Origin of the sequence: Vulcanococcus sp., from assembly GCF_044369115.1 — a bacterium.
In the GTDB taxonomy this organism is placed as follows: Bacteria; Cyanobacteriota; Cyanobacteriia; order PCC-6307; family Cyanobiaceae; genus Vulcanococcus.
The window spans coordinates 15785-38864 of sequence record NZ_JBIPMN010000002.1 but is presented as its reverse complement, the minus strand read 5'-3'; the positions used below and the strand labels follow the sequence as shown (position 1 = coordinate 38864).

Genomic DNA, 23080 nt, shown 5'->3' with positions numbered 1-23080 from the left:
AACTACCTACAGCGCATCGGCCGGGCCGGCCGCCGCGACGGCAACGCCATGGTGGGCACCCTCGTAACGGGCACCGCCCACGATCTCTATTTCTTCTCCGACCCGCGCGAGATGCTGCAGGGCCAGGTGAATCCCCCTGGCTGCTATCTCGATGCGGCCGCCATCCTGCGCCGCCAGCTTCTTGCCTACAGCCTCGATCGCTGGGTCGCGGGCGGCCTCGATCCACTGGCCTTGCCGCGCAAGCTCAAACCCGTTCTCGATGGCGTGGAGAAGGCAGCCGGCGGCACCATCCCCCAGGAATTCCCGTACACCTGGCTGGGCTGGGTGCAGACCCATCAGGCCGATCTCCTGGAACGCTTCTGCGCCTTGTTCGGCGAAGAGCTGCAGACGGCCAGTGCCGCTGATCTGCGAACCTTCATACTCACCCCCGCCAATGGCGGTGGCGATGGCGCCTTCGATGCGCCCTTCGCGCAGGAACTACTCGCCCGCCTGCGCGATCTGGTGGCCGAGCGCAAGCGGCTGGGAGCAGAAGCCCGCAAGCTGAGCACGCGCTTCAACAAGCTCTGCGAGCGTCCTGAAGACGGCCTCACCCCCGAGGAACGGGAGGCCAAAGACTCAATTCGCCGCGAGCAGTTCGCCTACAACCAGCTCCGCAAAGACCTCGACGGCCGGCCCCTGCTGGCGATGCTCACTGATGAGGGCTTCCTGCCGAACTACGCCTTCCCGGAAGCGGGCGTCACACTCAAGTCGGTGCTCTGGCGCAAGCTGCCAGGCCGCTCTGGGGATGGCCGCCGCAGCGAAGAACTGCCGCCCATGAGTTACGAGCGCCCAGCCAACGTGGCCATCCGCGAGCTGGTGCCCGATGGCCAGTTCTATGCCCAGGGCCGCCGCGTCAAAGTCGATCAGGTCGATCCCAACCTCAACCAACCGGAGCGCTGGCGCTTCTGCCCCTCCTGCTCCTACGCCAGCCGCGAAACCGACGACGATTTCGGCCGTAAGGAATGCCCCCGCTGTGGCAGCAGCGGCTACGCCGACCATGGCCAGATCAAAGAGATGGCCCGCCTGCGCCAGGTGCAGGCCACCACGGAAGACGCCCGCAGCCGATTCGGGGATGACAGCGACGAACGCAACCCGTTGTTCTTCCACCGCGAGCTGTTGATCGTGCCCGACCACAGCCGCCGCGAGATCTCCATGGCCATCGCCGATGAGGAGTTCCCTTTCGGTGCCGAGTACCTGGCCAGCACCACCTTCCGTGAAATCAACTTCGGCGAGCAGGCCGTGGTGGGCGCCAGCCACGCCATCGCCGGTAAGGCCCTCAAGGTGAAGGGTTTTGAGCTCTGCCGCAGCTGCGGCAAGGTGCAGCGAGGTAAGCCCAGCGCTCACAACCACACCTGGGGCTGCCGCTACCGCGATAAGCCCGATGCCGCCGAGCTGCGCCAGCTTCTGTTCATGTACCGGGAGTTCAACTCAGAAGCCCTGCGCTTCTTGTTGCCCGGTGCCAGCTTCTGGGATGAGGCAGGCCAACCCTCCTTCATCGGCGCCCTGCACCTGGGCCTGCGTCAGCGCTTTGGCGGCAAGGTGGACCACCTGCAATCCGCCCTCGGCGAGGAGCCCCAACCCGGCAGCCAGCAGCGCAAAACCTTCCTCTACCTCTTTGATTCGGTGCCCGGTGGGACCGGCTATGTGCGCCAGCTGATCGAGGCGGGCGGTAAAGATCTACGCGCGGTGTTCGAGCAGTCGCTGGAGCATTTGCAGGCCTGCCCCTGCAGCGACGGCTGTTATCGCTGCATCTTTATGTACCGGCAGCGCTTTGATCGCGAGCGCACCAGCAAACGGCGGGCGATCGAACAACTGCAAACGATCCTGCACCGTTGGGAGGAACTGCAGCCCTCAGAGCGCAGCCTCTCGGAGGTCGTGATCAACACCCGCGCCGAAAGCGAACTGGAGCTGCGCTTCATCGAAAAGCTGCGGGAAGGAAAAGGCAAGCCACCTGGGGTCACCGTCACCCTGCGCGAGGACTTCATCAAGGGCAACAAGGGCTATCTGCTCAGCTTCAACAGCGGCTCCAGCGTGGTCAGCTGGAAGGTCGAGCAGCAGGTGCCGATTGGTGAGGCCGAGGGCGTCGGCGCCTTTTCCCGCGCGGACTTCCTGCTCACCCCTACGGCCGGCGGCAAGCCGATCGCCATTTACACCGATGGCTGGGAATACCACCGCGGCCGATTGGCCACCGATGCGGAGCAGCGCATGGCCCTGCAGCGCAGCGGTCGCTACCTCTTCTGGGCCCTCAGCTGGGATGACGTTGTGGAGGCGCCTCCCACGGCTCAGACACCACTGGAGCCCAACGGACTTGCAGTGGGCATGATGCCAGATTTTGCTTCCAAAAATCGCGAGAACTATCTTGAACGTTGGTGGCCCACGAGCTTTTTAGACGACCTTTCGCAGCGACCAGTTCCAACTCCTCGCGAAGTTCAGCTGGCTAACAGTCTGCAATTGCTGATGGCCTACCTGGCCAATCCTTCGGAAGCACTTTGGCAGGGTCTCGCGCAAATGTTTTGCCTTGCCCAGCGCCCGCCCATGCCTCCAGTGCAGATCGACGATCCATCTCTAATGGCACCACGTGAGGCTCTGAATCTCAATTCACACGTCGAGGAGTGGACTCAGGGCGGCGAATCCCCCCGAGTGGGCCAACACCTCGCTCCTGTGCCAGAACTGCAGATCCTCAATCTCGTCGATCTGGGTCTTCATAAAACTGACAGGCTGCATCCCTGCGCGAGTTTTCGGGCCATTCATTTTGAATCGGATCGTTCCAGTTCTGAGCGACAACAGCAGCTGGCCTGGCGCGAATGGTTACGCCAGGGAAACCTCTTCCAGTTCCTGCCCCATCTGCTGATTTCCACCCCGGGCTGGGGTGGTAGCGAGCAACCCGCCGCCGTGGACCCACCTCAGGTGTGGGTGGAAGCCGAGCCTGCCAAGGCAGCTCCGGAAGGCCCACGCGCCCCAGAAACCGCTGTTGCTGCGTCGCAGCAGGCCTGGCAGGCCCTCAGCCGCTTTGCACCAGCCAACGTGCAACCGCTGCTGCAGGCATTGGAGGCAGCCTGGCAAGGCGCCGATCGGCCCTTGCCTGAGCAGGCCTTTGAGCTGGAAGGGCCGAAGCGTGATGTGATCGCCCAGGCTGAACTCGCCTGGCCAGAGCAGCGGCTGGCGGTGGTGTTCGAGTCTGCTGATGCGGAAGCCTTCACTGCCGCGGGCTGGCGCTGCTGGTCGGTGGAGGATCCTCCTGCCGCCACAGCCGCCGCCCTGATGGAGGCCCTTCCACCGTCCTGATCCACGTCCAATCCACTCCGCCACCGCCTGACCCCTCAGCCATCACCGACCCCGCCCCGCACCTGACATGAGCGAGCCCCGCCTCACCGTTGCCCTCTCCAACGACTTCTTCAAAGCGTTCGGGCGGTTGCCGGAGAAGTCGCGCGGCAAGGTGGCCACCTTCATCTCCAAGTTCCGTGCCAACCCCCGCAGTCCGGGGCTGAACTACGAGCGCATCGAGGGTGGCAAGGACCCCTTCATCCGCTCGATCCGGGTGGATCAGGACATCCGCTGCATCGTCCGCGCCCCTGACGAGGGCGATACCTATGTGCTGCTCTGGATCGACAAGCACGACGACGCCTACCAGTGGGCACGGCGCCGCACTTGCCATGTGAACCGCGTCTCCGGTGCCCTCCAGGTGGTGGATGTGGAAGCCGCCGAGCTCGCCGTAGGAGACGCGATCGCTGCGGCTGTGAGCGAGGCTCTGGCCAATCAGCCCCCCGTAGCCCAGCCGGCGCCGTCACCAGGCCAGGTCGGTTCACTGTTTGCCCATTGCAGCGACGACCAGCTGATGTTGCTCGGCGTCCCAGAAGCCTTGCTGCCCGCCGTACGCGCCGTGAGCAGCGAAGAGGCCCTCAGCCGTCTGATCGAGTGGGTACCGCAGGACTGCGTCGATGGCCTGATCCTGCTGGCGGATGGCAAGCCGATTGAGGTGGTGATCGAGGAGCTGGAGCGGCAGCGCCCCGCCGCGATCGATCCCAGCGATGTGGCGGCGGCACTGGAGACGCCCGAGAGCAAGGCCGAGTTCCTGGTGATCACCGACGACGACGTGCTCGAGGCGATGCTTTCGGCACCGCTGGAGCGCTGGCGCGTGTTTCTCCACCCCAGCCAGCGCCGTCTGGTGGAGCGCCAGTGGAGTGGCGCGGTGCGGGTGCTGGGCGGAGCCGGCACCGGCAAGACCGTGGTGGCCATGCACCGGGCCCGCTGGCTGGCCAAGGAGCAGATCAAAACCAGCGCCCCCGGTCGGGTGCTGTTCACCACCTTCACCCGCAACCTGGCCACCGACATCCGCGCGAACCTCACCAAGATCTGCAGCCCCGAGGAACTGCAGCGGATCGAGGTGATCCACCTCGATGGCTGGGTGATGAAGTTCCTCAAGGGCCAGGGCCTACAGGTGCGGGTGTTCAACGAAGAAGCCCGCGACAGCTGCTGGAGCCTGGCCATGGATGTGGCCGACACGTCGCTGGGTCTGGATGAGCGCTTCTACCGAGAGGAGTGGAAAGACGTGGTACTCGCCCAGGGCTGCCGCAGCCGCGACGAGTATCTGATGGCCCGCCGCGTTGGACGCGGCACCCGCCTCAGCCGGCCGCAACGTGCCCAGATCTGGCCGGTGTTTGATGCGGTGCGTGCCGAGTTTCGCCAGCGCGGCCTGTGGGAACCGGAGGAGGCCAAACAGATCGCCGCCGACCTGATCCAGAAGGCGGCTGGCTCACCGTTGTATGCCGCTGTGGTTGTGGATGAGGCCCAGGACCTTGATGTGGCCTCCTTCTCACTGCTGCGGGCCCTGGTGGGTGAGCCCCGCGCCAACGATCTGTTCATCGTCGGCGATCCCCACCAGCGCATCTATGGCAAGCCGGTGGTGCTCAGCCGCTGCGGCATCGACATCCGCGGCCGCGCCCGCAAGCTGCGCATCAACTACCGCACAACCGAGGAAACCCGCGCCTGGGCCACCGCCGTGCTCCATGGCCTCGACTTCGATGATCTCGATGGGGGCAGTGATCCCGCCAGCGACTACCGCTCCCTTCTCCATGGTGACCATCCCTTGGTGGAGGGCTTCGAGGATCCAGGCGAGGAGCAGCGTTTCCTGGTGAGCACCCTGCGGCAGCTGCGCGACGAGCAGCAGTCCCTCGCCTCCACCTGCGTGGCCGCCCGCACCAACAAGGCCATCGAGAAACTCGAAGCCCTGCTCAAGGGCGAGGGTTTCGCCACCCGGGTGATCAACGCAGAGGAGTCCGACGACCCCAGCGATCCAGCACTGCGGCTCGCCACCATGCACCGCGTGAAAGGTCTGGAGTTCGATCAGGTCTTTCTGCCAGGCCTCGATGCCTCCCAGATGCCCCTGCAGGTGGAGGTCAACAAACGGCCCGATGCCCTCTCACGGGACTTGTTCGAGCAGCAGGAGCGCTCCCTGCTGCATGTGGCGGCCACGCGAGCCAAGAAGCGGGTGGTCGTCAGCTACAGCGGCAAGGCGTCACCCTTCATCGGCCGGAGCTGATGGATTGACCGCATCCGATCACCCCAGATCCAGCACAGTCCAAGCCGTGCTCCAGACCGGCCCGCAAGCCATCCCAAAGGTGGTGATCTCAAAGGCCACCCAGTTCGGTCGGTCCAGCGACTGCAGGAAGCCCACCACGTCGGCACCTTCATCCTTCACGGCCTGGGCATCGAGGTGCTGTTGCCACAGGGGCTTGAGCTCCTCGGCCAGGTGCATGGGCTCTTCGGGAACCTCATGGCACCAGCTGCCCCGCAGGGCTGGGGTATTGGGCTCTCCGTCGTCGGTGAACACCGGCCGCCCTGTGGCTGGGCAGAAGAAGTTCCAGTCGTCGCGTTCCAGCTTGATGATCTGCATGGCACTTGGGTGGGTTGATGTGAGTACCTTCGCGGCAGGTCGGCTCATGATCGAGGTCTCTCCTGCGAACGACGGAGATCTGGCCCGTGCTTAGCCCCGCCCCCGCTGATGACATCAGTCGTTTCAGCCGTGCACAAGGCGTTGGGGCTGAGTGCGCCTACGAGCGCGCCCTGGCTGAACTGCGCAACGGCCGCAAGCGCAGCCACTGGATCTGGTTCGTTCTGCCGCAGCTGCGCGGCCTCGGCCGATCCGCAACGGCCCAGCGCTACGGGCTTCATGGCCTGGGAGAAGCTCGTGCATATCTCGCCGATCCGCTGCTGCGGCAGCGCCTTGAACAGGTGATCGACGCGATCCACCACCAGCTGCAACAACCCGGCCAGACCCTTGAGCGCCTGATGGGCGGCGAGCTCGATGCCACCAAAACCATCAGCAGCCTCACCCTCTTTGAAGCGGCTGGGCTGGCCAGCGCTACCACCCTGCTCAATCACCTGGGCCGCCGCTGCGCCTGGACGCAGACGCAGCTCAATGCCTCTTCAACCAAGCCCCCTGCTTGAGCATGGTGGCCGGATCCACCGTTAACTGCCCAGGCAACCCAAGCGCCGTGCGGCAGATGCTGGGCCCAGCATTCAGAATCTCCCAGGGACCAACAGTCCCTGGTCGTTAGGGCCTCTCCCTCCATGGCTCAGCCCCCCGCCGCGGACGCGGTTCTCAGTCAATTGCGCCGCCACTGCTCCGACTGGCAGCAGCGCTACCACCTCAAGGCGATCGGCCTGTTTGGTTCGGTGGCCCGAGGCGAGCAGCGTCCTGGCAGCGATATCGACATCTGGGTGGAGCTTGAGCCCCTCACACCCTTTGCCCTGGTGCATCTCAAACAGGAGCTCAACGCCTTGCTGCCGGCTCCGGTTGACGTGGTACGCCTGCGCAAACGCATGAATCCAGCGCTGCGGCAGCGAATCGAGCATGAGGGTGTGGCCGCATGACACCTGAACAGCGCGAACTTCTTGGCGACCTCCTCAAAGCTCTCTCGCGCATCGAGCGCAAAAGTCAGCCGTTGCTCGCTGATCCTTCACTCCTCGATTCAGAAGCGGGCCAGGACGCCCTGGATGTGATCTGCATGCAGTTCATGGCTGTCGGTGAGGGGCTCAAGCGCTTCGAGCGCCATTGGCCTGGTGTGCTCGCGAATCAGTTCCCGGAGGTGGATTGGAAGGGCGCCATGGGGTTTCGCGATGTGATCGCCCATCAGTACTTCGATCTGGATGAAGAGCAGGTGCTGCTGATCTGTGACCAATCACTCCCTGAGATCGTGTCGGCATTGCGGCGGCTGGCAGAGGCGTGAGGCATGCCGGCTATCTTTTTGCTTGGGCATGGCGGCTCTGCTTTGTCTGGCCAGAAGCCGGGCCAGAAACGATTGCCGCACAACAAGGCTGACGGCTCGAGTCGGGCACCTTTGCGCTTCTGGAGCTTTCCAGAAGCGCAAACGAGTTAGCGAACCAGCTCAAGCGATCGATGGACGCCAGCATCGGGGCATTCGAGGCCAAGGCCCAGCTCTCCCGTCAGCTGGAGGCCGTGGAGAGGTTCACCATCTCGGAGCGGGGCAAGCGGTTGGCCGATGTGATTCCACACCCTGCGGACGCAACCAAGGCCGTGGCTGCCGCCCTTGCGGCCCTGCAGGCAACCCCACGCCTTCACGGCGTCAGCGATGCCCAGGTTGACGGCTTCGTGCGGGATGGTCTCCTGTAAGCACAGCGTCGGATGCCGTGGTGATCGACGCCTCACTGGATCCTGGCGTTGGCCAGAAGCCATGGCCTCTGCAGTTACGACGCCACCGGTTTAGTGCTGGCCCAGCGGTTTGGTGCTGCGCTCGCCAGCTTTGATGGCCCCAGTTCAACCAGGCGGCCGTAGCCCTTGGTGTGGCGCTGTTTGCGGATCCGTAGCCCTGCTAGGGGGCATCGATCCCCAAGAAGCGAGAGAACCCCGGCTCAAACCCAAACCGCAGCGTGCCCAGCGGGTTATCGCTGTTTTTCACGAGCAGCAGCTGCGCCTCGCCGCGCTTGGTGGTGCATGGGTCCCAAAACTCCTCGCGGTGCAGCATCGCGATCACATGTGGGTAGGTCTGCATCGCCTCCAAGGCCGGCAGGTCGTGCAGCAGGGGCAACCCACCAGGCCGCAGCTCCACGCTGGGCCGGCTCTGGCAGGTGAGCAACACGCAGGCCCTCAGCTCAGCCGCCAATTCTCGTAGCTCTTTGAGCTGCTCTGCTGGGTCACCGCAGAGCAGCTGCAGCGCATCGATCACCACCAGCCCCAGCGGCTCGGATCTCTGCGCAGCCAGCTCCTGGCTGTGGGCACGAATGGAGGCCACCGTATTGATCGCTTGGCCTGAGAAAAACAGCGGTGCCGCTGAAAGCTGGGCCATGGCTTCCCCCAGCCGCGGCCATTCCTCTGCAGTGAGCCGTGAGCTGGCAATGCGGCCCGCTTCCACCGAGCACAGCGACGCGAGAATCCGCTGCAGCAGTGCCGTAGGCGAAGAGTCGAGTGAGCAGATCTGCACCGCCATCTCACCCTGCAGGCTGATGCTGCGAGCCAGGTTGAGCGCAAGCGCCGTTTTGCCCATGCCCGTGGAACCGGCCAGCACCACCAGCGATCCGCGGCGAAGCCCCTGGGTCATGGCGTCGAGGTTGGCGAAGCCGGTGGAGATGTGGCCCCCAGGCACCTGGGCAGGTCGCTGCGAGGCCCGCTCCATCCCCTCAAAAGCGTCCGCCAATAGCGTGCGGGCACTGTGTGGGCCATCGCACTCTGTTCTGGGGTTGGCCAGGGCTGTCCAGATGCACCGGCGTGGTTCGCACGAACGCCTCTGGCAAACACCGCTGCGTGGCTCAGGCTGCTGGGAGTTGATCGGCAACGCAGGCCCCATGACCCGCATCGTGATCCAGTGGCAAGACCAATTCGGCCACTGGCAGCGCTTCCAGGAAAAGCACAACCAAGCCGACGCCTACCGCACCGCCCAGGCCCGCGCCCGCAGCACCGGCAAACGGCACCGCCTCGTCGATGAAGGCGGCCGGCTGCTTGATCTGCTGGAGCCCTGAGCGATGCCTCGTGTTCAGCTGCGTTCTCGCACCGCCGCCGCCCTGGTGGTTTCCGCTGCCCTGGCCACTGCGGGCATCGTCGCCACCGTCTGGTCGATGCGACGAGCACCCGCCGAGGTGCGGACGCTCGAAACCGTGTTGCAGCGCCTCAGCCATGGCAACAACCTTGGTGATCAGCCCCTGCAGTTCATGGTGGCTTCAGGCACATACACCGCCCAGTTGGCAGCGCAGCGTGGGTTCTGCAAGAGCGATCAGTGCGATGTGTTCGCGCAGCTCAACCCCTACCAGCGCTACAGCAATGGCTGGGATGAACTGATCCGTCAGGGCTATGCCCTGGGCGACATTCAGGCTTGGTCTGCCTCCAGCGGCACGGTGGTGATTCCACGGGCGGCCTTTCGGGCCTATGGCAGCCACTCCGGCTTCTTGGCCTGCACCATTGCCCATGAAATCGCCCACATCAGGCGGCATCACCTCTTCCAGCAGAGTTATCACCTCAATCACAACCTTCACGGCCAGAGCGAACAGGCCCAGAAGATCGGTGATCGCAAACGCTCCCGGCAGCTCGAGCTCGAGGCCGACCGTGACGCCGCCACCATGCTGGCCCGCGCTGGTTATCCAGCACGCTTGTGCGAGCAGGATCTGGCCTTCATGGCGCGCTCGATTGGCGATGCCTCCATCACCGAGCCCGACTCCACCCATCCCGGCTACGAAGAGCGGCTCGCTGCCATGCGCGCGCATTACGACGCCATCGAAAAGCAGCCACCCACCGCTGAGGTGAACACCCGCGTCAGCTTCCGCTACAACCGCAGCGACAACCTGCTCACGATGACGCCGCAGCCGCGCTGAAGGGGCTTCGAAAGGGGCATTTGCCGCTTCTCAGCGAGCCCCACCTTGGAATGGGTTCAGCAACCGTACGCCGCAACTCGCAAAGTCATCGCTGTTGCGCGTCACCACCGTGAGATCGTGCAGCAGCGCAATGGCGGCGATCTGCTTGTCGATGGCGTTGTGGGGATTGGGCACCCGCAATCGCCCCCAGATCTGGGCCGCATCGCCATCGAGGGCGAGCACCCGATAGCCGTACATCTGCAGCAGCTCCTCCAGCCATTGCTCCAACAGGGCAGCCTGCGGATGATCCCCGCGATGGCGGATCAACTCCACGCCCCTGCGCAGCTCACCAATCGTGACAGACGCCAAAAACAACGGTGTCTGATCGCGGCAGGCGGCATCCCAGAAGGCCAGAACGCCCCCGTCGGCGCGCACGCCCTTGCGCGCCTCGCTGATCACGTTGGTGTCAATCAAAAACATCAGCGGCCACCCCTGGATCCTGCTGGCGCTGAAAATCGGCATCCACGCCCACATCCGGCATGGCTGCTAACAACTCAGCGAGATTGCGCCTAGGCGGAGACAGCAGCGCAGCGGCCAGGATCTCGCGCAGTTCAGCTTCCTGGCTGCGGCCATGGGCCCCGGCCCTCTTCTTGAGGGCCTGAACGATGGAGTCATCAACGCCTCGCACCAAGAGGTCGGCCATCGCAACGCCCCGTCTCTGATAGCAATGCTATCGGCGTTGAGCTCCAGTGTCCTCAAATCCCAGCCTCTCAGCCAGTCGCAGCACCACCGGCTCAAGACGGCAGGCGAGCCAGCCATGGGGGCTGCGCAGCAGCCGATAGGGAAGGTCACCAGTCACGGCGTCTGGCGGGAGCTCCTGCAAGGCCACCGCATCGAGCAGCTCCAGCTGCAGCAGCGGCTGCCAGTGCTGCTGCTGCCGGCGTCCGAGCGTGACCCACTCCACGCCGTGCTGGCCTTGCCACAGCGCGGCGTCTTGATCGCTGCCGCCAAGGCGCAGCACTCCCCAGGCCAGCCGATGGCTGTTGATCCCACGCCGCAGCAGCTGCAGCCATGGCGTATCGCCATAGCGCTTGCCCATCGATGCAGCGGCCAGGCGCTGCAGCCCAAGCTCCCTGGCCAAGGCCCGGTAGCGACGGCTCACGCTCGCCTGTGACAGGCCAATCTGGGCCGCGCTGGCGGTGGTGCTGCCCGTGAGCTCCAGAACATCCACCAGCTGCAGATCCCGCAGCACCTGGGGGATGCGATACGGCTGTTGAGGCAGGTTCGACAACGGTTGACCCAGTCGTAGATCCCGTCAGTCTTTGGCGATCGCTGCGGTTGGCGGAGGCGGATGGTGCGAACGACCGCTGGTGATTCGCACAACACGTGTTCAATCGGTGGCGCTTGCTTTCAGGATGGGGAGATGACCTCAGCTCCTCTGCGCTGCCACCTGCTGATCGGCCCGCCCGGCAGCGGCAAAACCACCCTGGCGCAGCAGCTGGCACCACTGCTGCAAGTGGGAACCGGCGAGCCCGGCCTGGTGCTCTCCACGGATGCGATTCGAGAAGAGCTGTTCGGCGATGCCGCGGTCCAGGGCCCGTGGGACGAAATCCGCAGCGTGTTGCTTCAACGGTTGAACGCCGCCGTGGAGGCCGGCAGGCCGGTGATCATCGATGCCACCCACGCCCGCCGGCCCTGGCGGCTGCTCTACACCCAGGGACTGCACCTGCCCCGGCCGGTGGAGTGGATCGGCTGGTGGCTCACCACGCCGCTGGAGCAGTGCAAGGCCTGGGCCCTGCGGCGTGAGCGCCCGGTGCCCGAGGTGGTGATCGAGGAGTTCCACGCCAGCCTCAACAACCGCTTCTTTAAGCCCGATCGCGCCGAAGGCTTTGCCGCGATCGTGGCGCTCAATCCCGCCGCGGGTGAAGGCAGCACCGCCGCCGATCTGCAGCATCGCCTGGCCAGTCTCGATGGCCGCATCCGCAATGCGCTCAACCGGCAGCGCGCCATTGACCCGCACCTGCATCGCTATTCAAGGCTTCTGGATCTGGAGCGGCTGCTGTTTCTGCTGCGCCTGCTCACCAGTTTCAACGGCCTGGATGCGAGTGATCCAGGCACAGCGGCTGAGCTGCTGAAGATCGGCAATCCCGAGCCCCAGGGCGACCTGGCCGAGCGTGCCGCCGCCTATCTCGCCAGCTGGAAGGCGGTGCACGGCGGCAATAGCGATGGCTACGGCGATACTGAGGCGATCCGCGGCGACCTTGCCTGGCTCGAGGCCAACGGCTTCTTCCGGCTGGATTGGCAGGGCGACCAGCCGATTGATCTCGGTAGCGCTGGGCCCACTCCAGGCAGTTCGCTGCATGGTGGCTACCCGGCCCTGGCGCACCGCGAGGTGTTTCAGCGGCTGTTCACGCTGTTGCGTCACGTGCTCAAGCAGCCGTTCGATGCACCGGAGCCGTCGTCAGTCGCAGAGCCAGAAGCCCCCGCCCCGGAGAGGGCGAAGAGGGCCCGGCGCAGCAGTGAGGAATTCAGCCCTCTCTACCGGCACCTGATCAGCAGCCTGGAGGATCTGGAGGGCAGTTACCGCAGCGATCAGGAAGCTGCCCTGCGCTACGACGTGGAGCACGTGCTCGTGCCCTATGGCTTCCTGGCGGCGGTCAAGGGACGGCCCCAAAGCCGCCGGCAGGGTTATGCGATCGGCACCGCCTTGCTCTCGGCTGATCAGCTGCTGGAGGTACATGCCCAGCTCAAGGCCTCCCTGGATCGCCTCAGCGACCAATCCCAGAAACCCCTGCTGCTCAGCCTCGAAGATCGGCTCCAGCGCGCGGGCATCCTGCGGGCTGATGGCATGCCCGACCGTCTGCGCCAGCCCAAGCGCACCCTGGCCCATCGCTCCTTCACCGAGGAAAAGCCCGGCACCCTTGCCGAGCCGGAGATGGCCGCCAGGGTGGAGCGGGCAATCCGCGATCGCCGCCGCATCTGGCTGCGGCACCTGCCCGATCCGGTGAGCGAACAGCAGAAACAACGCGGCGATGACGGTCGTTTCCGCGCCTGGCCGCTGCAGCTGCTGTTTCACAACATCAGTTGGTATCTGGCGTTCGAAACGGTGTCGATCGGCCGCAACGACGGCCTTGGTCTGATCCGAGTCCTGCGGGTGGATCGGCTGGTACTGCTGAATGAAGACGGCAACACCCGTCGCAACAGCGAGCAGGAGCACGAGCGGGCGCTGGAGCGGTTGCAGCGTCTGCAGCACGTTTGCGGTGGGTTGTACTTCGGCGACTCGATCGACGATCAACTGGCGGTGATGGCCCCGGCCACTGGCCGCAACGCCAAGCCGCCCTGGGGCGTGCTGCGCTTTTCCTGCACGCCCCAGGTGTTTCAACTCATCCGCGAAGAACCCCATCGCTTCCCGCCAGAGCACACCGCCCACACCTCTCTGCCGCCGAATCCAGTTGGCGACAGCCACCCCCATCCGGTGGAGATCCGCTTGCCCAGCTGGACGATTGAACGCGACTGGGACCTGCGCAACTGGCTATTCCGCTGGGGAGCTGGCATCCGCATTGAGCAACCGCTGGACCTGCGGGAGCTGCAGCTGCAACAGGCCCGCGAGGTGGTGGCCCTCCTTCAGCCCTGAAGCAGGGAGATAGACGCTGTCTACCAGCGGGGCTAGGCTGCTGCTTGTTCGCTGTCTTGGGCATGGCCGCCACCACGCGCCAGAGCTGGAACCTGCGGGTGACGGCGGACGATCAGCAGTTGATTGATCGCGCCGTCAGCGCCTCAGGCCTCACCCGCACGGACTTCGTTCTGCAGGCAGCACGCGCCGCAGCCCAACAGGTTCTGGTGGAGCAGGCCTGGTGCTCCGTTTCGCCAGAACGGTTTGAGGCGTTCCAGCGCGAACTGGATGCGCCCCCGCTGCCCAATGAGCGCCTTCGGCGCACCATGGCAGCCCCCAGGCCCTGGCAGCCCTGATGGATCTGGAAGCGCCGCAGCCCTTATCCGATCAGCACCGCACAGCCGGTTTTGACTGCGGCGACACCAGCCTCAACCATTGGCTCCAGCAACGCGCCCTGGCCAACCAGCGCAGCGGTGCCACCCGCACGTTTGTGGTGTGTGATGGCGATGGTGCGGTGAAGGCCTATGTGGCCCTGGCTTCAGGGGCTGTCTCGCTGCTCGCGAGCCCTGGTCGCTTTCGGCGCAACATGCCGGATCCCATTCCGGTGGTGGTCCTGGCACGTCTTGCCGTTTGCAGCAGTGTGCAAGGCCAAGGGCTCTCCCGCGCCCTGTTGGCCGATGCCTTTGAACGAGTGCTCCAGGCCAGTGAGCAGATCGGAGTGCGCGGCATCCTCGTGCATGCCGCTTCTGCCACAGCCCGCTCCTTTTATCTCCACATGGGCTTTGACCCATCGCCGATGGATCCGAACACCCTGCTCTTGCGGTTGGCAGATGTGGCAGCAGCGCTCAGAAGTTAAACCCTGAATCTGAGCAGCAACACCAGGCCAATGGATTCATCTGCAGAACTGCTGCAAGGCACCAATCACCTGATCAGGCGTCTCCTCTAGAGCCATCGCTTCTGCCTCGATACGCCATTGTAGCGATCGAGGGTTGCTGGACTGGTTGGAGGCTATCGACTTCTGAATGTCAGCTCTGACAGATTGCGGTAATCCATAGAGCCTGGCAGCAGCCAAGCCAAGGCCTGTCTTGCCCTCGCGGGCTTGACGGCAGCTTTGGGCGACATGGGTGGCTTCGTGGGCGATGGTCTGTTGCAAGAGAGTGCGAAATGCCCATGGATCGGCATTCAGCCTGGCGATGCGATCCGTGCAGACCTTGATCGCGTGCTGCCCCCAGGTGTAATAGCCCACCACATCCTGCTGTTTGCAGACCGCAGCATTTTCGACAATCCCATAACCCTTAGCCCTCATCACACCGACCAGATCTTGGTAGCGAGGGTCAAGATCCCGCAGCCAGTGAGGTGCGCTGCTCGATCCACCTGCCCGGCGCTGGGACTCCTGACCATTGCTCTCCATCAGGTAGCCAAAGCCGAAGCCAGCAGCAAACAGCAGGAGCACAAACTTAGAGCTGTTCATTGAAAAACAGCATTCACGCTGAGAATGCGAGCATTGGGATGCTGCGCTTTGGCTACTGCACGGGCCTCGGCGTAGTTGGCTGCATAGCACTCCACAGTGAAGACCTTGCCTGCAACCCAGCAGGTGACGAGACATTTCATGGCGCCCGTTGATTGGGGTGAATGACCTGCTCATCACAAGTCCTCCGCAATCGCACTGAAGCCCCGCTCCTGCGAATCACGACCCATCGCCAGTGATTACTTGCCCGCAGGGGCAAGGGGCTAATGCTATTCAGTAGATGCATACTCATCAGAAGAGGGCAAGGTGCACTGCATCCCTAGCCAACTGCTATTCAGAATGAGCACCTGTCGTGCCTAGAAACTTTTCCTTTGATCGTGAATTAGAGAAGCCCTGGAAAACTGGTCGTCAGCCAGAGCTGCCCTTTGGTAGTAGGGCTCTCCACGCTCCCACGGGCGCCAACAAGGAGCCTACCAGAGCCATCTTAACCCGATGCACATAATGCGGCAACGAAGCATGTCGCAGGGATTGAACCGTTGTAACAGACCCGCTATGGTTGCGGCACCCATAAGCTATCCCTTTGTGACTTATTCACTGCTAGTATCAAGATCAAAGTTTTTGGGATCATCCCTCAAGAGTATTTCACTGGGGGATGTATTTATTTATGTGGCATGGGGTAGTCCTGGTACATTGATTGCTCAGCTTGAGCCCGGAACAAAGGCATGGTCTATAGGCATATCCGATGAAGGAGAGCTGCTCAACCCCGTCGGCGACATTGACGCTCTCAAGCCGATCTTCATGGGCCAGGGGCTGATACAAGTAAGTCAAAATGCTGGCATCAAATGCAAGAAGGGTGTAGCAAACCGGGTCAAAGACGCGATAGCAGCATCTGGTATTGAAGAAAGGTTGTTTTTCTCGAGCGTTGAGGAAGGCGAGTGGGATGATATTTTTACCTGGAGAGCTGATTTTGACCTGATTAATCAGAGCGGAGATAATTTGATCTTCGACAGTAGCGAGCTTTACACGTCTATCTTCGATGAGGACTCCGGCGAACTTCGCAAAGTAGCCATTGAAAATGGAAATTCAAGGCTTGCAAGTGTTGTCTTGCGGCTTGACCCCGACCTCCTTGCCCAATCAATGATCTGTTACGTCGCCGACGGGTCTCCTGTGACCAAAGGAAATGATGGGATAGACACTGGCCTTTATATCGGCCCTAGAAACTATATGATCATTGAGGCCGAGGCTGAGGATGGCGAAGAATACGCACATTTCAGGCTAGATTGCAACGGAGTAGAGGATCTTTCGTGACTGCAAGCATTCTAATTGGCTCGTCCATTACCATCCGAGAGGTGGACGAGCCTGGGCGGTGGATGGAGCGGGGCAAGATTAGGGGTCTCTTGTCAAGTGCGTTTGCCGCGATCAAAGATCACTTGAACAAGACACATTTTAAGGACTACGGGATATTATCCGCTTACGTCTGTGACATGGATAACGCTGGCATGATTTTGCAGCGCCTTCAAAGAAGCAACTGCACTGCAGACGGCCTATACGCAGATGTTGGCAGCATTTCCAGATACATCGAAGGCCTGGCTGATGACGTGCGACATAAAGAGAAAGATCAGTCGTGGCTAGCAAATGCCTCGAGCAGGGTATATGCTTTTGGAATTATTAATGGCTTTGATCCCTGTATTCTCGATTCGTTGCTGTCCAGTTCGGGCGTCAATGATGAAAATCAGCTTTCTGGCTTTGACTACAAAAGCCTCTCTTCACTTTTAAATTGTTGCCCCCTGGCATGCAAGCTTGAAAAGCGTGGATTTGATATTGGGATGGAGGTCTACCTGGCTTTTCGCTCTGGCGAGTGGCTCTATTTTGGCTATGATGAGGTCTACCAGGAAGGTCTTGTAATATGCGAGCATGAGGTGGGTTTTAATTCGTCGACTTCGCAATTACTTGATGCACTTACGCGTGGTCAATTGGATAAGACATCTGGATAAAGCAAGCTCAGCAAGGACCCTCACCCCCATTTCTCCAGCTGCCGGACTCAATCACGCCGCTTGTTGTAGCCAGCGATCGCAGTAGAGATCGCTGGGATGAGTCGATCGGCTTGGCTCCGTCGTTCGCAGGAGCCGCTGATTTGTGCCGGGTCGCTTCGCAGAAGCTGGATTCATCGCGTTGAGCCCTTCGGCATGAGCAGCCTCCTCCTTGATCAGATCCTGGCCACCTCCAGCCCCTTTGATGATGTCTTCGATGGCGAGTGGTTGCCTTGTGGTCCCACGCTTGAGCCTCTGCCGATCTGGACCCACTGCGGGCGCCGCATCGATTTAGAAGCCCGTTGCATCGGTTGGCAACCCTTGGCGTTGCGCCAGGCGATCAGCGATGCCGAGGCTGTCTGGAATGGCACCGATGACGCGGCGTGGGACGCTGGCGCGCCACAGAGCTGACAGCCCTTCCCACCCAACACTCCATCACCACGTCATTCCCGATGAAGACGCAGTCCCAGGGCTGGCTTGCCATCAGCACCGAAGGTTTCGCGGCCATGAATGCGGCGCGGCCACCCGAGCACCTGGTGAAGGAGCTTGTTCAGAACGCCCTGGATTCGCTCACAGAGCAAGAAGCGGGGCAGATTGAGCTCCGCTATGAACCCAGGGCCGACCACGTCCTGGTGAGTTGCACAGACAATGGCTCGGGTATTGAGGAGCTCGCAGATCTACGCGTCGTCTATCTCACGCACAAGATCGATAGCCATCTCAAACGAGGACGCTTCGGGCGCGGTTTTAAGGAAGCGCTCTGCATCGCTGAGCAGGCACGGGTGATCAGTGGCCACCAGCAATTGGAGTTCCTCCGCGATCGCGGAGAACGCATCAGCCGGCAATCCTCTCTGCCCGCCCCCGTCAACGGCACGCAGGTGCACATGCAGATGCCATGGCCCGCGGAGATCAGCACCCAGCTGGATGACTACTTCTCACGCTTCCTGGTGTCAGCAGGGGTGGAGCTGAAGATCAATGGACGTCCCATCCCCCCGCGCCAGATCAGGCACGTCATCAGCGCTAACTTGAGCACCGAGGTCTACGACCCAACCAGCCAGAGCTGGAAGAAACCGTGCCGGCGCACGACCATTCACCTGGTACCCACGGCCGAGCACGAGCAACCCACCATCTATGAGATGGGGATTCCGGTAGCGGCCCTCGATTGGAGCCTGGCCTACCACTGCGATATTCAGCAGCGGGTGCCGATGAACCCCAACCGTGATGCGGTGGCTTCCGGCTATCCCGCCAAGCTGCATGTGGCGTGTCTGCCCACGCTGTTGGAGGAGATGGATGCATCCACCGTAAAGGACGACTGGGTGGGGACCGCTGGGCGGCGTTGCGCGACGGAGGTGCAGCAGCAGATCCTGGCGAGGGCGTTTGGCGACAACATCGCCCGGTCTGTCCCCCGCATGGGAGCCCGGCATTTCGATGAAGACGCCCGTGATCTGGGGATTCAGGTTGTCAATACGGCCCAGGCCAGTGGCGGCTTTCGGGAGATGCTCAAGCTGCATGTGCCCTCAGCCCAGGAGGTGGTTCGGCGCGATGAGCGCCGCAAGGCTGAACAAGCCGGCGACGATGGCTTTTCGGTGCAGTCGGCCGTCCACGCCGCCGATGAACGGCTCCAACTGATTGAGCAGCAAGGCGGCGTCGCGCGCGTTCAGCGGTGCCTTGACTTTGCGATCTGGTTCTGCCAGCAGCTGGTGGACCACGGGCCAGTCCGCCAACAGCGGGTGCGTGGTCAATTAACCCGGAATCACGATGGCAGCCGCAGCCTCTATGCCCACTGGAGCGCGACCAACGTCCTCACCTTGGCGATCGATCAGCCCTGCTTCTGGCTGGAACCTCTCGGTGCAGAGAGCCTCAAGATCCTGATCCACGAAGCCGCGCACGCCATGAACATGCACCATGGCTATGAATTTCGCGTTGAAGTGGAGCGGCTGGCTGGTGTTGCCGCCCATGTGATGTTCCAGCGCTGTGCCGAGATACGCGCTGAGTTCCCTGAGCTGTGCTGAGCGATCCATTGCTCAAAAACAGTACTTGCGCACCACATATGCCACTAGTCCTGGCTTGTTTTCCATGTAGAAAGCCTCTCTGTCGATCTGTGCCAGACGCGAGTCAAAGGCCAAGACCTTCCTTAGATCAGCGGCCTTCGCTGCACTGAGAGGCATAGCAGAGCTCTTAACTCCAAAAGCACGCAAATAGCGGAAGTCGCCCCGACAAGCCTGAGCCACATGCACGGACTCATGCATAAGTGTTTCGTTGATATCGCGATCCGGCGATCCAAAGCCAACGATGCGGCGGCTGCAGACGGTCAACTCACGTCGCGTCGCACTGAAGAAGCCAAAGATCTCGTATTGATGACAAGCAGAGCCGTTTTCAACAATGTGCACCTTCTGCGAAACGAGTGCCATCACCTCTCGTGCTGCTGGCGTTAAGTAAGCGGCCATTTCCATGGTGATCTAAAGGGGCTTAATCGGTCGCTTGTTGGCGGCCTCTAGAGCGAAAAGTTGATTACAAGGTCAAAGGAGCTCCTGTCTTGGGAGCCAAGTGGGAATCCGCGGGAGGGGCTCACGCTCTAAGTACAGCTGTCATCGCTTCCCTTGATCATGCTTCTCATGCGAATGACAGAGGTCGTCGTTCGCACGGCACGCCAACTAGCTGCCGTGTTCAGCCGCGAGGCTGCTTGCATCCATTCCAACGCCTGATGCTGTTCGACAACCCCGAGGCCCGCAGCCTGCTGGCCAACCGCCAGCGCCGCACCCCCTGTGTGCTGTTGCTGGATCGCTCCTATTCGATGGCGGGCGAGAAGATGCGCCGCCTCAATGCCGGCTTTGATGTGTTTCGCCAGGACATCCTGCGCAATCCCGTGGCAGCCCAGAGCGTTGATCTCGCTGTGATCAGCTTTGGCCCGGTGAAGCTGGAGCGCGATTTTGCCCCCCTCAGCGAGAGCGAGACGCTGCAGTTGCAGGCCTCCGGTGCCACCCCGATGCGCCAGGCCCTGGAGCTGGCGATGCTCAAGGTGACGGAGCGTAAGCGCAGCTATCAGCAGCACGGGATTAGCTACTACCGCCCCTGGATCTTCTTGCTCACCGATGGCGAGCCCACCGACGACGGCGGCCATGGCTGCGATGGCTACAAGGCCCTGATTGCACCGCTGGAGTTGGCGGCGCAGGAGCAGAAGTTCACCCTGTTCACCGTTGGGGTGAACGTGTCGCCCCATGGCCGCGCGGTGCTTGATGACCTCAGCCGCCCGTTCAAAGGGCGCTGCCTCGATCTCGACAACCTGAAGTTCGAGGAGATGTTCCTGTGGTTGTCGGCCAGCCTCAGCCGCGTCTCCCAATCCGCCCCTGGTGATCGCGTGCAGCTGGTGGATCCGCGCGTTGGCGACGACGTCTACGACGGGTGGGTGCTGTGATCCGCGTTCCGCGCTTCTGCGGGGCTCAGCACCGCGGCGAACGCCATGCCGCCCTGGCTCAGCCCTGCTGCGATGCCTTGCAGATACCGCGCCAGAGCGTGGGGCTCAGCGGCTTCGTGCTCTGTGATGGCGCCGGTGGCACCACCGCCGTGGCCCGCTCCGCTGCTGCGAGTGCCCGCGCCGGTTGGCAGGCACTCCAGCGCCTGCGCCGTGAGCCGCGTCTCGGCGCCGACCCACACCTGCTGGAGCACTTCCGTGCCCGCCTGCTGCGTCGGCGTGGCCCGGTGCCATTGCTGGATCACACCCTGTTGGCCTGCTGTTGGGATCGCCGCCGCTTGCTCGTGCTGCAGGTGGGTGATTCCACCCTGTTGGTGCGTCAAGGGGGCCAATGGCACAACCCGCTGCCGCCATCCAAGGGGGATTACGCCAACCAAACCACCTTCCTGCGGCGGCACACGCCGATCGAGAGCATCCAGGTCTGGCAGGCACCGGCAACCGAGGTGGAGGCCGTGTTGGCCTTCTCCGATGGCCTCGAAAGCGCCTTCCTCGGCCCAGCCCGCCCCGGCTACGATCGGCTGGAGGCCAATGCAGCTCTGGCGGATCTGGTGATTCAGGAGCATCGCCGGCGCCATGGCGGCCGTGGCTATCCCGCCTGGCTGGCCCGCTCGCTGGCGGATCCAGGGCTGGCGCAACTGTCTGACGACGACCGCACCCTGGTGATCGCCAGCCGCTGACGATGGAGCAGTCGTTCATCACCAGCAGCGGTGAGCGCCTCTCCCTGCGCCTGCAACCCGGTGCCCGCCTGGGTGCCGGCGGCCAGGGCCAGGTGTTTCGCACCAGCCTGGGCGGCACACCCGTAGCCGTGAAATTGCTGCGCAGCGTTGATGTGGCGCGGCTTGAGGCCCTGCGCCAGCTGCCACCCGCCTGCGCGAAATACGCCACGCTGCCGCAAGCCGTTCTTCACCACTGGCGAAATGGTGCGCGGGCCGAGGCGGCCGGGTATGTGATGCCCTGCATCGCGCCAGAGAGCAGCCTCTCGGCGGCGCGGCTGTTCAACTTCGATGAACTGCGGCGCCTGCGCCGTTTCACCTGGCGTGATGCGGTGCTGGCAGCGCTGCTGCTGGCGGAAGCGGTGGCGGCGTTGCACACCGAGGGGGTGGTGATCGGTGATCTCAACCCAGAAAACGTGCTGTTCAGCCAGGCGGCAACGCCGTGCGGCTGGAGGGCCGTGCTGCTGGATAGCGACAGCTTCCAGATCCGCAGTGCCGATGGCCAGCGCTTTCACTGCGGCGTGGCACGGCCGCTCTACACCGCGCCGGAGCTGGTGGGTTGTGATCTCAGCCGCACCTGGCGTGAGCGGAGCAGTGATCATTTCGCCCTGGCGGTGCTGGTGTATCAGCTCCTGCTGCACGATCACCCCTACGACAACGCCATCAACAGCGCCGAGCCGGATCTGCCCATCGGCGACAAGATCCGGCGCGGCCTCTACCCCCATGCCGCCACCGTGCCCGCCGGCCTGCGAGCCAGCCCGGCACGGCCAGCGCCGCAGGAGGTGTCGACTGCCCTGGCGGAGGCGTTTCAGCGCAGCTTCGCGTTAGACCCCCACCTGCGGCCGACGGCGGCTGAGTGGGTGCTTCTGCTGCGGGACCTGCATCGCCAAGTGGTGACGTGCAGCCGCACCCCCCAGCACCATCACCCCAACGGCAAACCCTGTCCGTGGTGTGCGGTGGAACGGCGCATCGGCCAGCCGATCTGCCGCTTCCCCAACGCCGCCAGCCCCGCGCCAGAACCCGCAGTAGCCAGCACCAGTAATCACTGGGAGACGTTGGATCGGACGCTGCGTGATGCCTTCCGCTGCCACCACCAACGCGCCGCCGAGCTGCTGCAGCGCCGCGAGGCCATGGCCCAACAGCTGCGGTTGCGCCACCACGAGCTGGAGACGTTGCTCAACCGCAATGGTGGCTCGGGCCACTGGCTGGATCAGATGCTTCTGCAGCGTCGCCAGGCGTCATTGCGCATCCGGCTGAGCAACTGGTTTGGTGACCCCCATGCCGCCGAAGAGCGCCGCAACGCCGCTACGCAACTGCTGCAAACGGCTGACGCCAACAGCGATCTGGTGCGTCAGCAGATTGGCCAGCTGAAGCAGAAGCACTTGGAGCTGCAACGAGAGCTGTCTGCGCTCGATCTCTCGCCACTGCTTGAGATCTTGGCGAGCGACGATCCGCAATCGGTGGCAGAGCCACGCCTCCGCGAGGCCATCAGCCACAGCCGTGAACGCTGGTTGCGCCAACAGCTCAGCCTTGAACCGCTGCGCACCTGGCAGATCGAAGGCTTCGGGGATGCACGCCTGAAGCTGCTCGAGAGCCATGGCCTCTGCAATGGCGAGCAGCTGCGCACCCATATCGACCGTCTGCCAGCCCTGCCCGGGATTGGGGTCGGGCTGCAGGCTCGGTTGCGAATGCGTCTAGAGCAAGCCGTGCAAAGGCTCGAGGCCCGCGCCAATGCAGCCGGGATGGGGCCTAGCCGTGAGGATCTCGTGCCGCTGCCAGAGCTACTGGCCCTGCAAAACGGTGAACAGCAGCTGCAGGGCCTCAGTCGCGCGCTGGCGTCCTTCACAGACTCGATCGAGGCTCTGCACACCACGATCCTTGAGCGACGCAACGCCATGGAGATCCAACTGAAGGAGTTTGAGGCCCTGTGTTGAGGCCAGCTGGACC

25 protein-coding genes are annotated in these 23080 nt (G+C 63.1%); 18 read left to right on the top strand and 7 right to left on the bottom strand.

Translation table 11 applies throughout. From position 1 onward, the window contains the following. Positions 1–3324: Zn-binding domain-containing protein (locus tag ACIQ2E_RS00395; protein WP_398324548.1), on the top strand; the 3324-nt coding region annotated here is incomplete at its 5' end. Between the two features lie 67 nt (positions 3325–3391). Further along, a complete protein-coding gene (locus ACIQ2E_RS00390; RefSeq protein WP_398324545.1) occupies positions 3392–5578 on the top strand; it encodes a 3'-5' exonuclease in 2187 nt (728 codons plus the stop codon). Between the two features lie 18 nt (positions 5579–5596). Here the strand turns inward: ACIQ2E_RS00390 and ACIQ2E_RS00385 are convergent, their stop codons facing one another. After that, positions 5597–5932 (bottom strand): hypothetical protein, encoded by a 336-nt coding sequence (locus ACIQ2E_RS00385; protein ID WP_398324542.1) that lies wholly within the window; start codon positions 5930–5932, stop codon positions 5597–5599. Between the two features lie 86 nt (positions 5933–6018). Between ACIQ2E_RS00385 and ACIQ2E_RS00380 the strand changes: the two genes are divergently transcribed. The 4 genes from ACIQ2E_RS00380 to ACIQ2E_RS00365 all read left to right on the top strand — a co-directional run bounded on the left by ACIQ2E_RS00380 (position 6019) and on the right by ACIQ2E_RS00365 (position 7672). Continuing rightward, positions 6019–6486, top strand: a complete 468-nt coding sequence (locus ACIQ2E_RS00380) for a DUF1810 domain-containing protein (protein WP_398324539.1) — start codon at positions 6019–6021, stop codon at positions 6484–6486. 123 nt (positions 6487–6609) lie between these two features. Further along, positions 6610–6912, top strand: a complete 303-nt coding sequence (locus ACIQ2E_RS00375; RefSeq protein ID WP_254995756.1) for a nucleotidyltransferase family protein — start codon at positions 6610–6612, stop codon at positions 6910–6912. Then, positions 6909–7268, top strand: a complete 360-nt coding sequence (locus ACIQ2E_RS00370) for a DUF86 domain-containing protein (RefSeq protein ID WP_398324535.1) — start codon at positions 6909–6911, stop codon at positions 7266–7268. The genes ACIQ2E_RS00375 and ACIQ2E_RS00370 overlap by 4 nt, the downstream gene beginning before the upstream one ends. Before the next feature lie 170 nt (positions 7269–7438). Further along, positions 7439–7672: a type II toxin-antitoxin system prevent-host-death family antitoxin gene (locus tag ACIQ2E_RS00365; RefSeq protein WP_398324532.1), complete on the top strand. Its 234-nt coding sequence runs from the start codon at positions 7439–7441 to the stop codon at positions 7670–7672. A 199-nt stretch (positions 7673–7871) separates the two neighbouring features. On the opposite strand, the gene ACIQ2E_RS00360 is transcribed toward ACIQ2E_RS00365, so the two are convergent. Beyond that, positions 7872–8672 carry a DnaB-like helicase C-terminal domain-containing protein gene (locus tag ACIQ2E_RS00360; RefSeq protein ID WP_398324529.1) on the bottom strand — a complete coding sequence of 267 codons (801 nt, stop codon included), beginning with the start codon at positions 8670–8672 and terminating at the stop codon, positions 7872–7874. A 169-nt stretch (positions 8673–8841) separates the two neighbouring features. On the opposite strand from ACIQ2E_RS00360, the gene ACIQ2E_RS00355 reads away from it, so the two are divergent. Together ACIQ2E_RS00355 and ACIQ2E_RS00350 are read left to right on the top strand one after the other, a co-directional pair. Then, complete coding sequence (locus ACIQ2E_RS00355) at positions 8842–9015, top strand: hypothetical protein (RefSeq protein WP_254995758.1); 174 nt, start codon at positions 8842–8844, stop codon at positions 9013–9015. A gap of 3 nt (positions 9016–9018) precedes the next feature. Continuing rightward, positions 9019–9861, top strand: coding sequence for a hypothetical protein (locus tag ACIQ2E_RS00350; protein WP_398324526.1), 843 nt, complete (start codon positions 9019–9021; stop codon positions 9859–9861). Positions 9862–9891: 30 nt separating this feature from the next. On the opposite strand, the gene ACIQ2E_RS00345 is transcribed toward ACIQ2E_RS00350, so the two are convergent. The 3 genes from ACIQ2E_RS00345 to ACIQ2E_RS00335 are packed head-to-tail and all read right to left on the bottom strand — an operon-like array spanning position 9892 to position 11131. Next, positions 9892–10320, bottom strand: coding sequence for a type II toxin-antitoxin system VapC family toxin (locus ACIQ2E_RS00345; RefSeq protein ID WP_398324523.1), 429 nt, complete (start codon positions 10318–10320; stop codon positions 9892–9894). Continuing rightward, positions 10307–10543 carry a FitA-like ribbon-helix-helix domain-containing protein gene (locus ACIQ2E_RS00340; protein WP_398324521.1) on the bottom strand — a complete coding sequence of 79 codons (237 nt, stop codon included), beginning with the start codon at positions 10541–10543 and terminating at the stop codon, positions 10307–10309. The genes ACIQ2E_RS00345 and ACIQ2E_RS00340 overlap by 14 nt, the downstream gene beginning before the upstream one ends. Before the next feature lie 27 nt (positions 10544–10570). Continuing rightward, a complete protein-coding gene (locus ACIQ2E_RS00335) occupies positions 10571–11131 on the bottom strand; it encodes a LysR family transcriptional regulator (protein WP_398324518.1) in 561 nt (186 codons plus the stop codon). Between the two features lie 132 nt (positions 11132–11263). Between ACIQ2E_RS00335 and ACIQ2E_RS00330 the strand changes: the two genes are divergently transcribed. From ACIQ2E_RS00330 to ACIQ2E_RS00320, 3 genes are all read left to right on the top strand, one after another. After that, the gene (locus ACIQ2E_RS00330) at positions 11264–13474 is read left to right on the top strand and encodes an AAA family ATPase (RefSeq protein WP_398324515.1); all 2211 of its coding nucleotides are present in this window, start codon (positions 11264–11266) and stop codon (positions 13472–13474) included. A 62-nt stretch (positions 13475–13536) separates the two neighbouring features. After that, a complete protein-coding gene (locus tag ACIQ2E_RS00325) occupies positions 13537–13809 on the top strand; it encodes a DUF1778 domain-containing protein (protein WP_398324512.1) in 273 nt (90 codons plus the stop codon). Beyond that, positions 13809–14309 carry a GNAT family N-acetyltransferase gene (locus ACIQ2E_RS00320; RefSeq protein WP_398324509.1) on the top strand — a complete coding sequence of 167 codons (501 nt, stop codon included), beginning with the start codon at positions 13809–13811 and terminating at the stop codon, positions 14307–14309. The genes ACIQ2E_RS00325 and ACIQ2E_RS00320 overlap by 1 nt, the downstream gene beginning before the upstream one ends. A 36-nt stretch (positions 14310–14345) precedes the next feature. Here ACIQ2E_RS00320 and ACIQ2E_RS00315 read toward each other — a convergent pair whose 3' ends face one another. Beyond that, entirely contained in the window at positions 14346–14906 is a 561-nt protein-coding gene (locus tag ACIQ2E_RS00315; RefSeq protein ID WP_398324507.1) for a hypothetical protein, read from the bottom strand. A 597-nt stretch (positions 14907–15503) separates the two neighbouring features. Here ACIQ2E_RS00315 and ACIQ2E_RS00310 point away from each other — a divergent pair. The 4 genes from ACIQ2E_RS00310 to ACIQ2E_RS00295 all read left to right on the top strand — a co-directional run bounded on the left by ACIQ2E_RS00310 (position 15504) and on the right by ACIQ2E_RS00295 (position 18960). Further along, on the top strand, positions 15504–16229 hold the full coding sequence (locus ACIQ2E_RS00310; RefSeq protein WP_398324504.1) for a hypothetical protein: 726 nt from the start codon (positions 15504–15506) through the stop codon (positions 16227–16229). Further along, positions 16226–16915 carry a hypothetical protein gene (locus tag ACIQ2E_RS00305; protein ID WP_398324502.1) on the top strand — a complete coding sequence of 230 codons (690 nt, stop codon included), beginning with the start codon at positions 16226–16228 and terminating at the stop codon, positions 16913–16915. The genes ACIQ2E_RS00310 and ACIQ2E_RS00305 overlap by 4 nt, the downstream gene beginning before the upstream one ends. Before the next feature lie 192 nt (positions 16916–17107). After that, positions 17108–17362, top strand: a complete 255-nt coding sequence (locus tag ACIQ2E_RS00300; protein ID WP_398324499.1) for a hypothetical protein — start codon at positions 17108–17110, stop codon at positions 17360–17362. A 41-nt stretch (positions 17363–17403) separates the two neighbouring features. Next, positions 17404–18960 carry an ATP-binding protein gene (locus tag ACIQ2E_RS00295; protein WP_398324496.1) on the top strand — a complete coding sequence of 519 codons (1557 nt, stop codon included), beginning with the start codon at positions 17404–17406 and terminating at the stop codon, positions 18958–18960. A 12-nt stretch (positions 18961–18972) separates the two neighbouring features. Here the strand turns inward: ACIQ2E_RS00295 and ACIQ2E_RS00290 are convergent, their stop codons facing one another. After that, complete coding sequence (locus ACIQ2E_RS00290; protein ID WP_398324493.1) at positions 18973–19401, bottom strand: hypothetical protein; 429 nt, start codon at positions 19399–19401, stop codon at positions 18973–18975. A gap of 251 nt (positions 19402–19652) precedes the next feature. On the opposite strand from ACIQ2E_RS00290, the gene ACIQ2E_RS00285 reads away from it, so the two are divergent. From ACIQ2E_RS00285 to ACIQ2E_RS00275, 3 genes are read left to right on the top strand one after another with little or no spacing between them, the layout of a single operon-like run. After that, positions 19653–20363, top strand: a complete 711-nt coding sequence (locus ACIQ2E_RS00285) for a hypothetical protein (protein WP_398324491.1) — start codon at positions 19653–19655, stop codon at positions 20361–20363. After that, the gene (locus ACIQ2E_RS00280) at positions 20351–21097 is read left to right on the top strand and encodes a protein phosphatase 2C domain-containing protein (protein ID WP_398324487.1); all 747 of its coding nucleotides are present in this window, start codon (positions 20351–20353) and stop codon (positions 21095–21097) included. The genes ACIQ2E_RS00285 and ACIQ2E_RS00280 overlap by 13 nt, the downstream gene beginning before the upstream one ends. A 2-nt stretch (positions 21098–21099) precedes the next feature. After that, the gene (locus ACIQ2E_RS00275; RefSeq protein WP_398324484.1) at positions 21100–23067 is read left to right on the top strand and encodes a hypothetical protein; all 1968 of its coding nucleotides are present in this window, start codon (positions 21100–21102) and stop codon (positions 23065–23067) included. Positions 23068–23080: the final 13 nt, after the last annotated feature.

Excerpts from the sequence above, each read along its gene's own strand:
- ACIQ2E_RS00320 (WP_398324509.1), top strand. The coding sequence starts at position 13,809 with ATGGATCTGGAAGCGCCGCAGCCCTTATCCGATCAGCACCGCACAGCC.
- ACIQ2E_RS00365 (WP_398324532.1), top strand. The coding sequence starts at position 7,439 with ATGGACGCCAGCATCGGGGCATTCGAGGCCAAGGCCCAGCTCTCCCGT.
- ACIQ2E_RS00325 (WP_398324512.1), top strand. The coding sequence starts at position 13,537 with ATGGCCGCCACCACGCGCCAGAGCTGGAACCTGCGGGTGACGGCGGAC.
- ACIQ2E_RS00285 (WP_398324491.1), top strand. The coding sequence starts at position 19,653 with ATGCTGTTCGACAACCCCGAGGCCCGCAGCCTGCTGGCCAACCGCCAG.
- ACIQ2E_RS00350 (WP_398324526.1), top strand. The coding sequence starts at position 9,019 with ATGCCTCGTGTTCAGCTGCGTTCTCGCACCGCCGCCGCCCTGGTGGTT.
- ACIQ2E_RS00355 (WP_254995758.1), top strand. The coding sequence starts at position 8,842 with ATGACCCGCATCGTGATCCAGTGGCAAGACCAATTCGGCCACTGGCAG.
- ACIQ2E_RS00390 (WP_398324545.1), top strand. The coding sequence starts at position 3,392 with ATGAGCGAGCCCCGCCTCACCGTTGCCCTCTCCAACGACTTCTTCAAA.
- ACIQ2E_RS00275 (WP_398324484.1), top strand. The coding sequence starts at position 21,100 with ATGGAGCAGTCGTTCATCACCAGCAGCGGTGAGCGCCTCTCCCTGCGC.
- ACIQ2E_RS00360 (WP_398324529.1), bottom strand. The coding sequence starts at position 8,672 with ATGGAGCGGGCCTCGCAGCGACCTGCCCAGGTGCCTGGGGGCCACATC.
- ACIQ2E_RS00290 (WP_398324493.1), bottom strand. The coding sequence starts at position 19,401 with ATGGAAATGGCCGCTTACTTAACGCCAGCAGCACGAGAGGTGATGGCA.
- ACIQ2E_RS00345 (WP_398324523.1), bottom strand. The coding sequence starts at position 10,320 with ATGTTTTTGATTGACACCAACGTGATCAGCGAGGCGCGCAAGGGCGTG.
- ACIQ2E_RS00300 (WP_398324499.1), top strand. The coding sequence starts at position 17,108 with ATGAGCAGCCTCCTCCTTGATCAGATCCTGGCCACCTCCAGCCCCTTT.
- ACIQ2E_RS00375 (WP_254995756.1), top strand. The coding sequence starts at position 6,610 with ATGGCTCAGCCCCCCGCCGCGGACGCGGTTCTCAGTCAATTGCGCCGC.
- ACIQ2E_RS00340 (WP_398324521.1), bottom strand. The coding sequence starts at position 10,543 with ATGGCCGACCTCTTGGTGCGAGGCGTTGATGACTCCATCGTTCAGGCC.
- ACIQ2E_RS00370 (WP_398324535.1), top strand. The coding sequence starts at position 6,909 with ATGACACCTGAACAGCGCGAACTTCTTGGCGACCTCCTCAAAGCTCTC.
- ACIQ2E_RS00295 (WP_398324496.1), top strand. The coding sequence starts at position 17,404 with ATGAAGACGCAGTCCCAGGGCTGGCTTGCCATCAGCACCGAAGGTTTC.
- ACIQ2E_RS00330 (WP_398324515.1), top strand. The coding sequence starts at position 11,264 with ATGACCTCAGCTCCTCTGCGCTGCCACCTGCTGATCGGCCCGCCCGGC.
- ACIQ2E_RS00385 (WP_398324542.1), bottom strand. The coding sequence starts at position 5,932 with ATGCAGATCATCAAGCTGGAACGCGACGACTGGAACTTCTTCTGCCCA.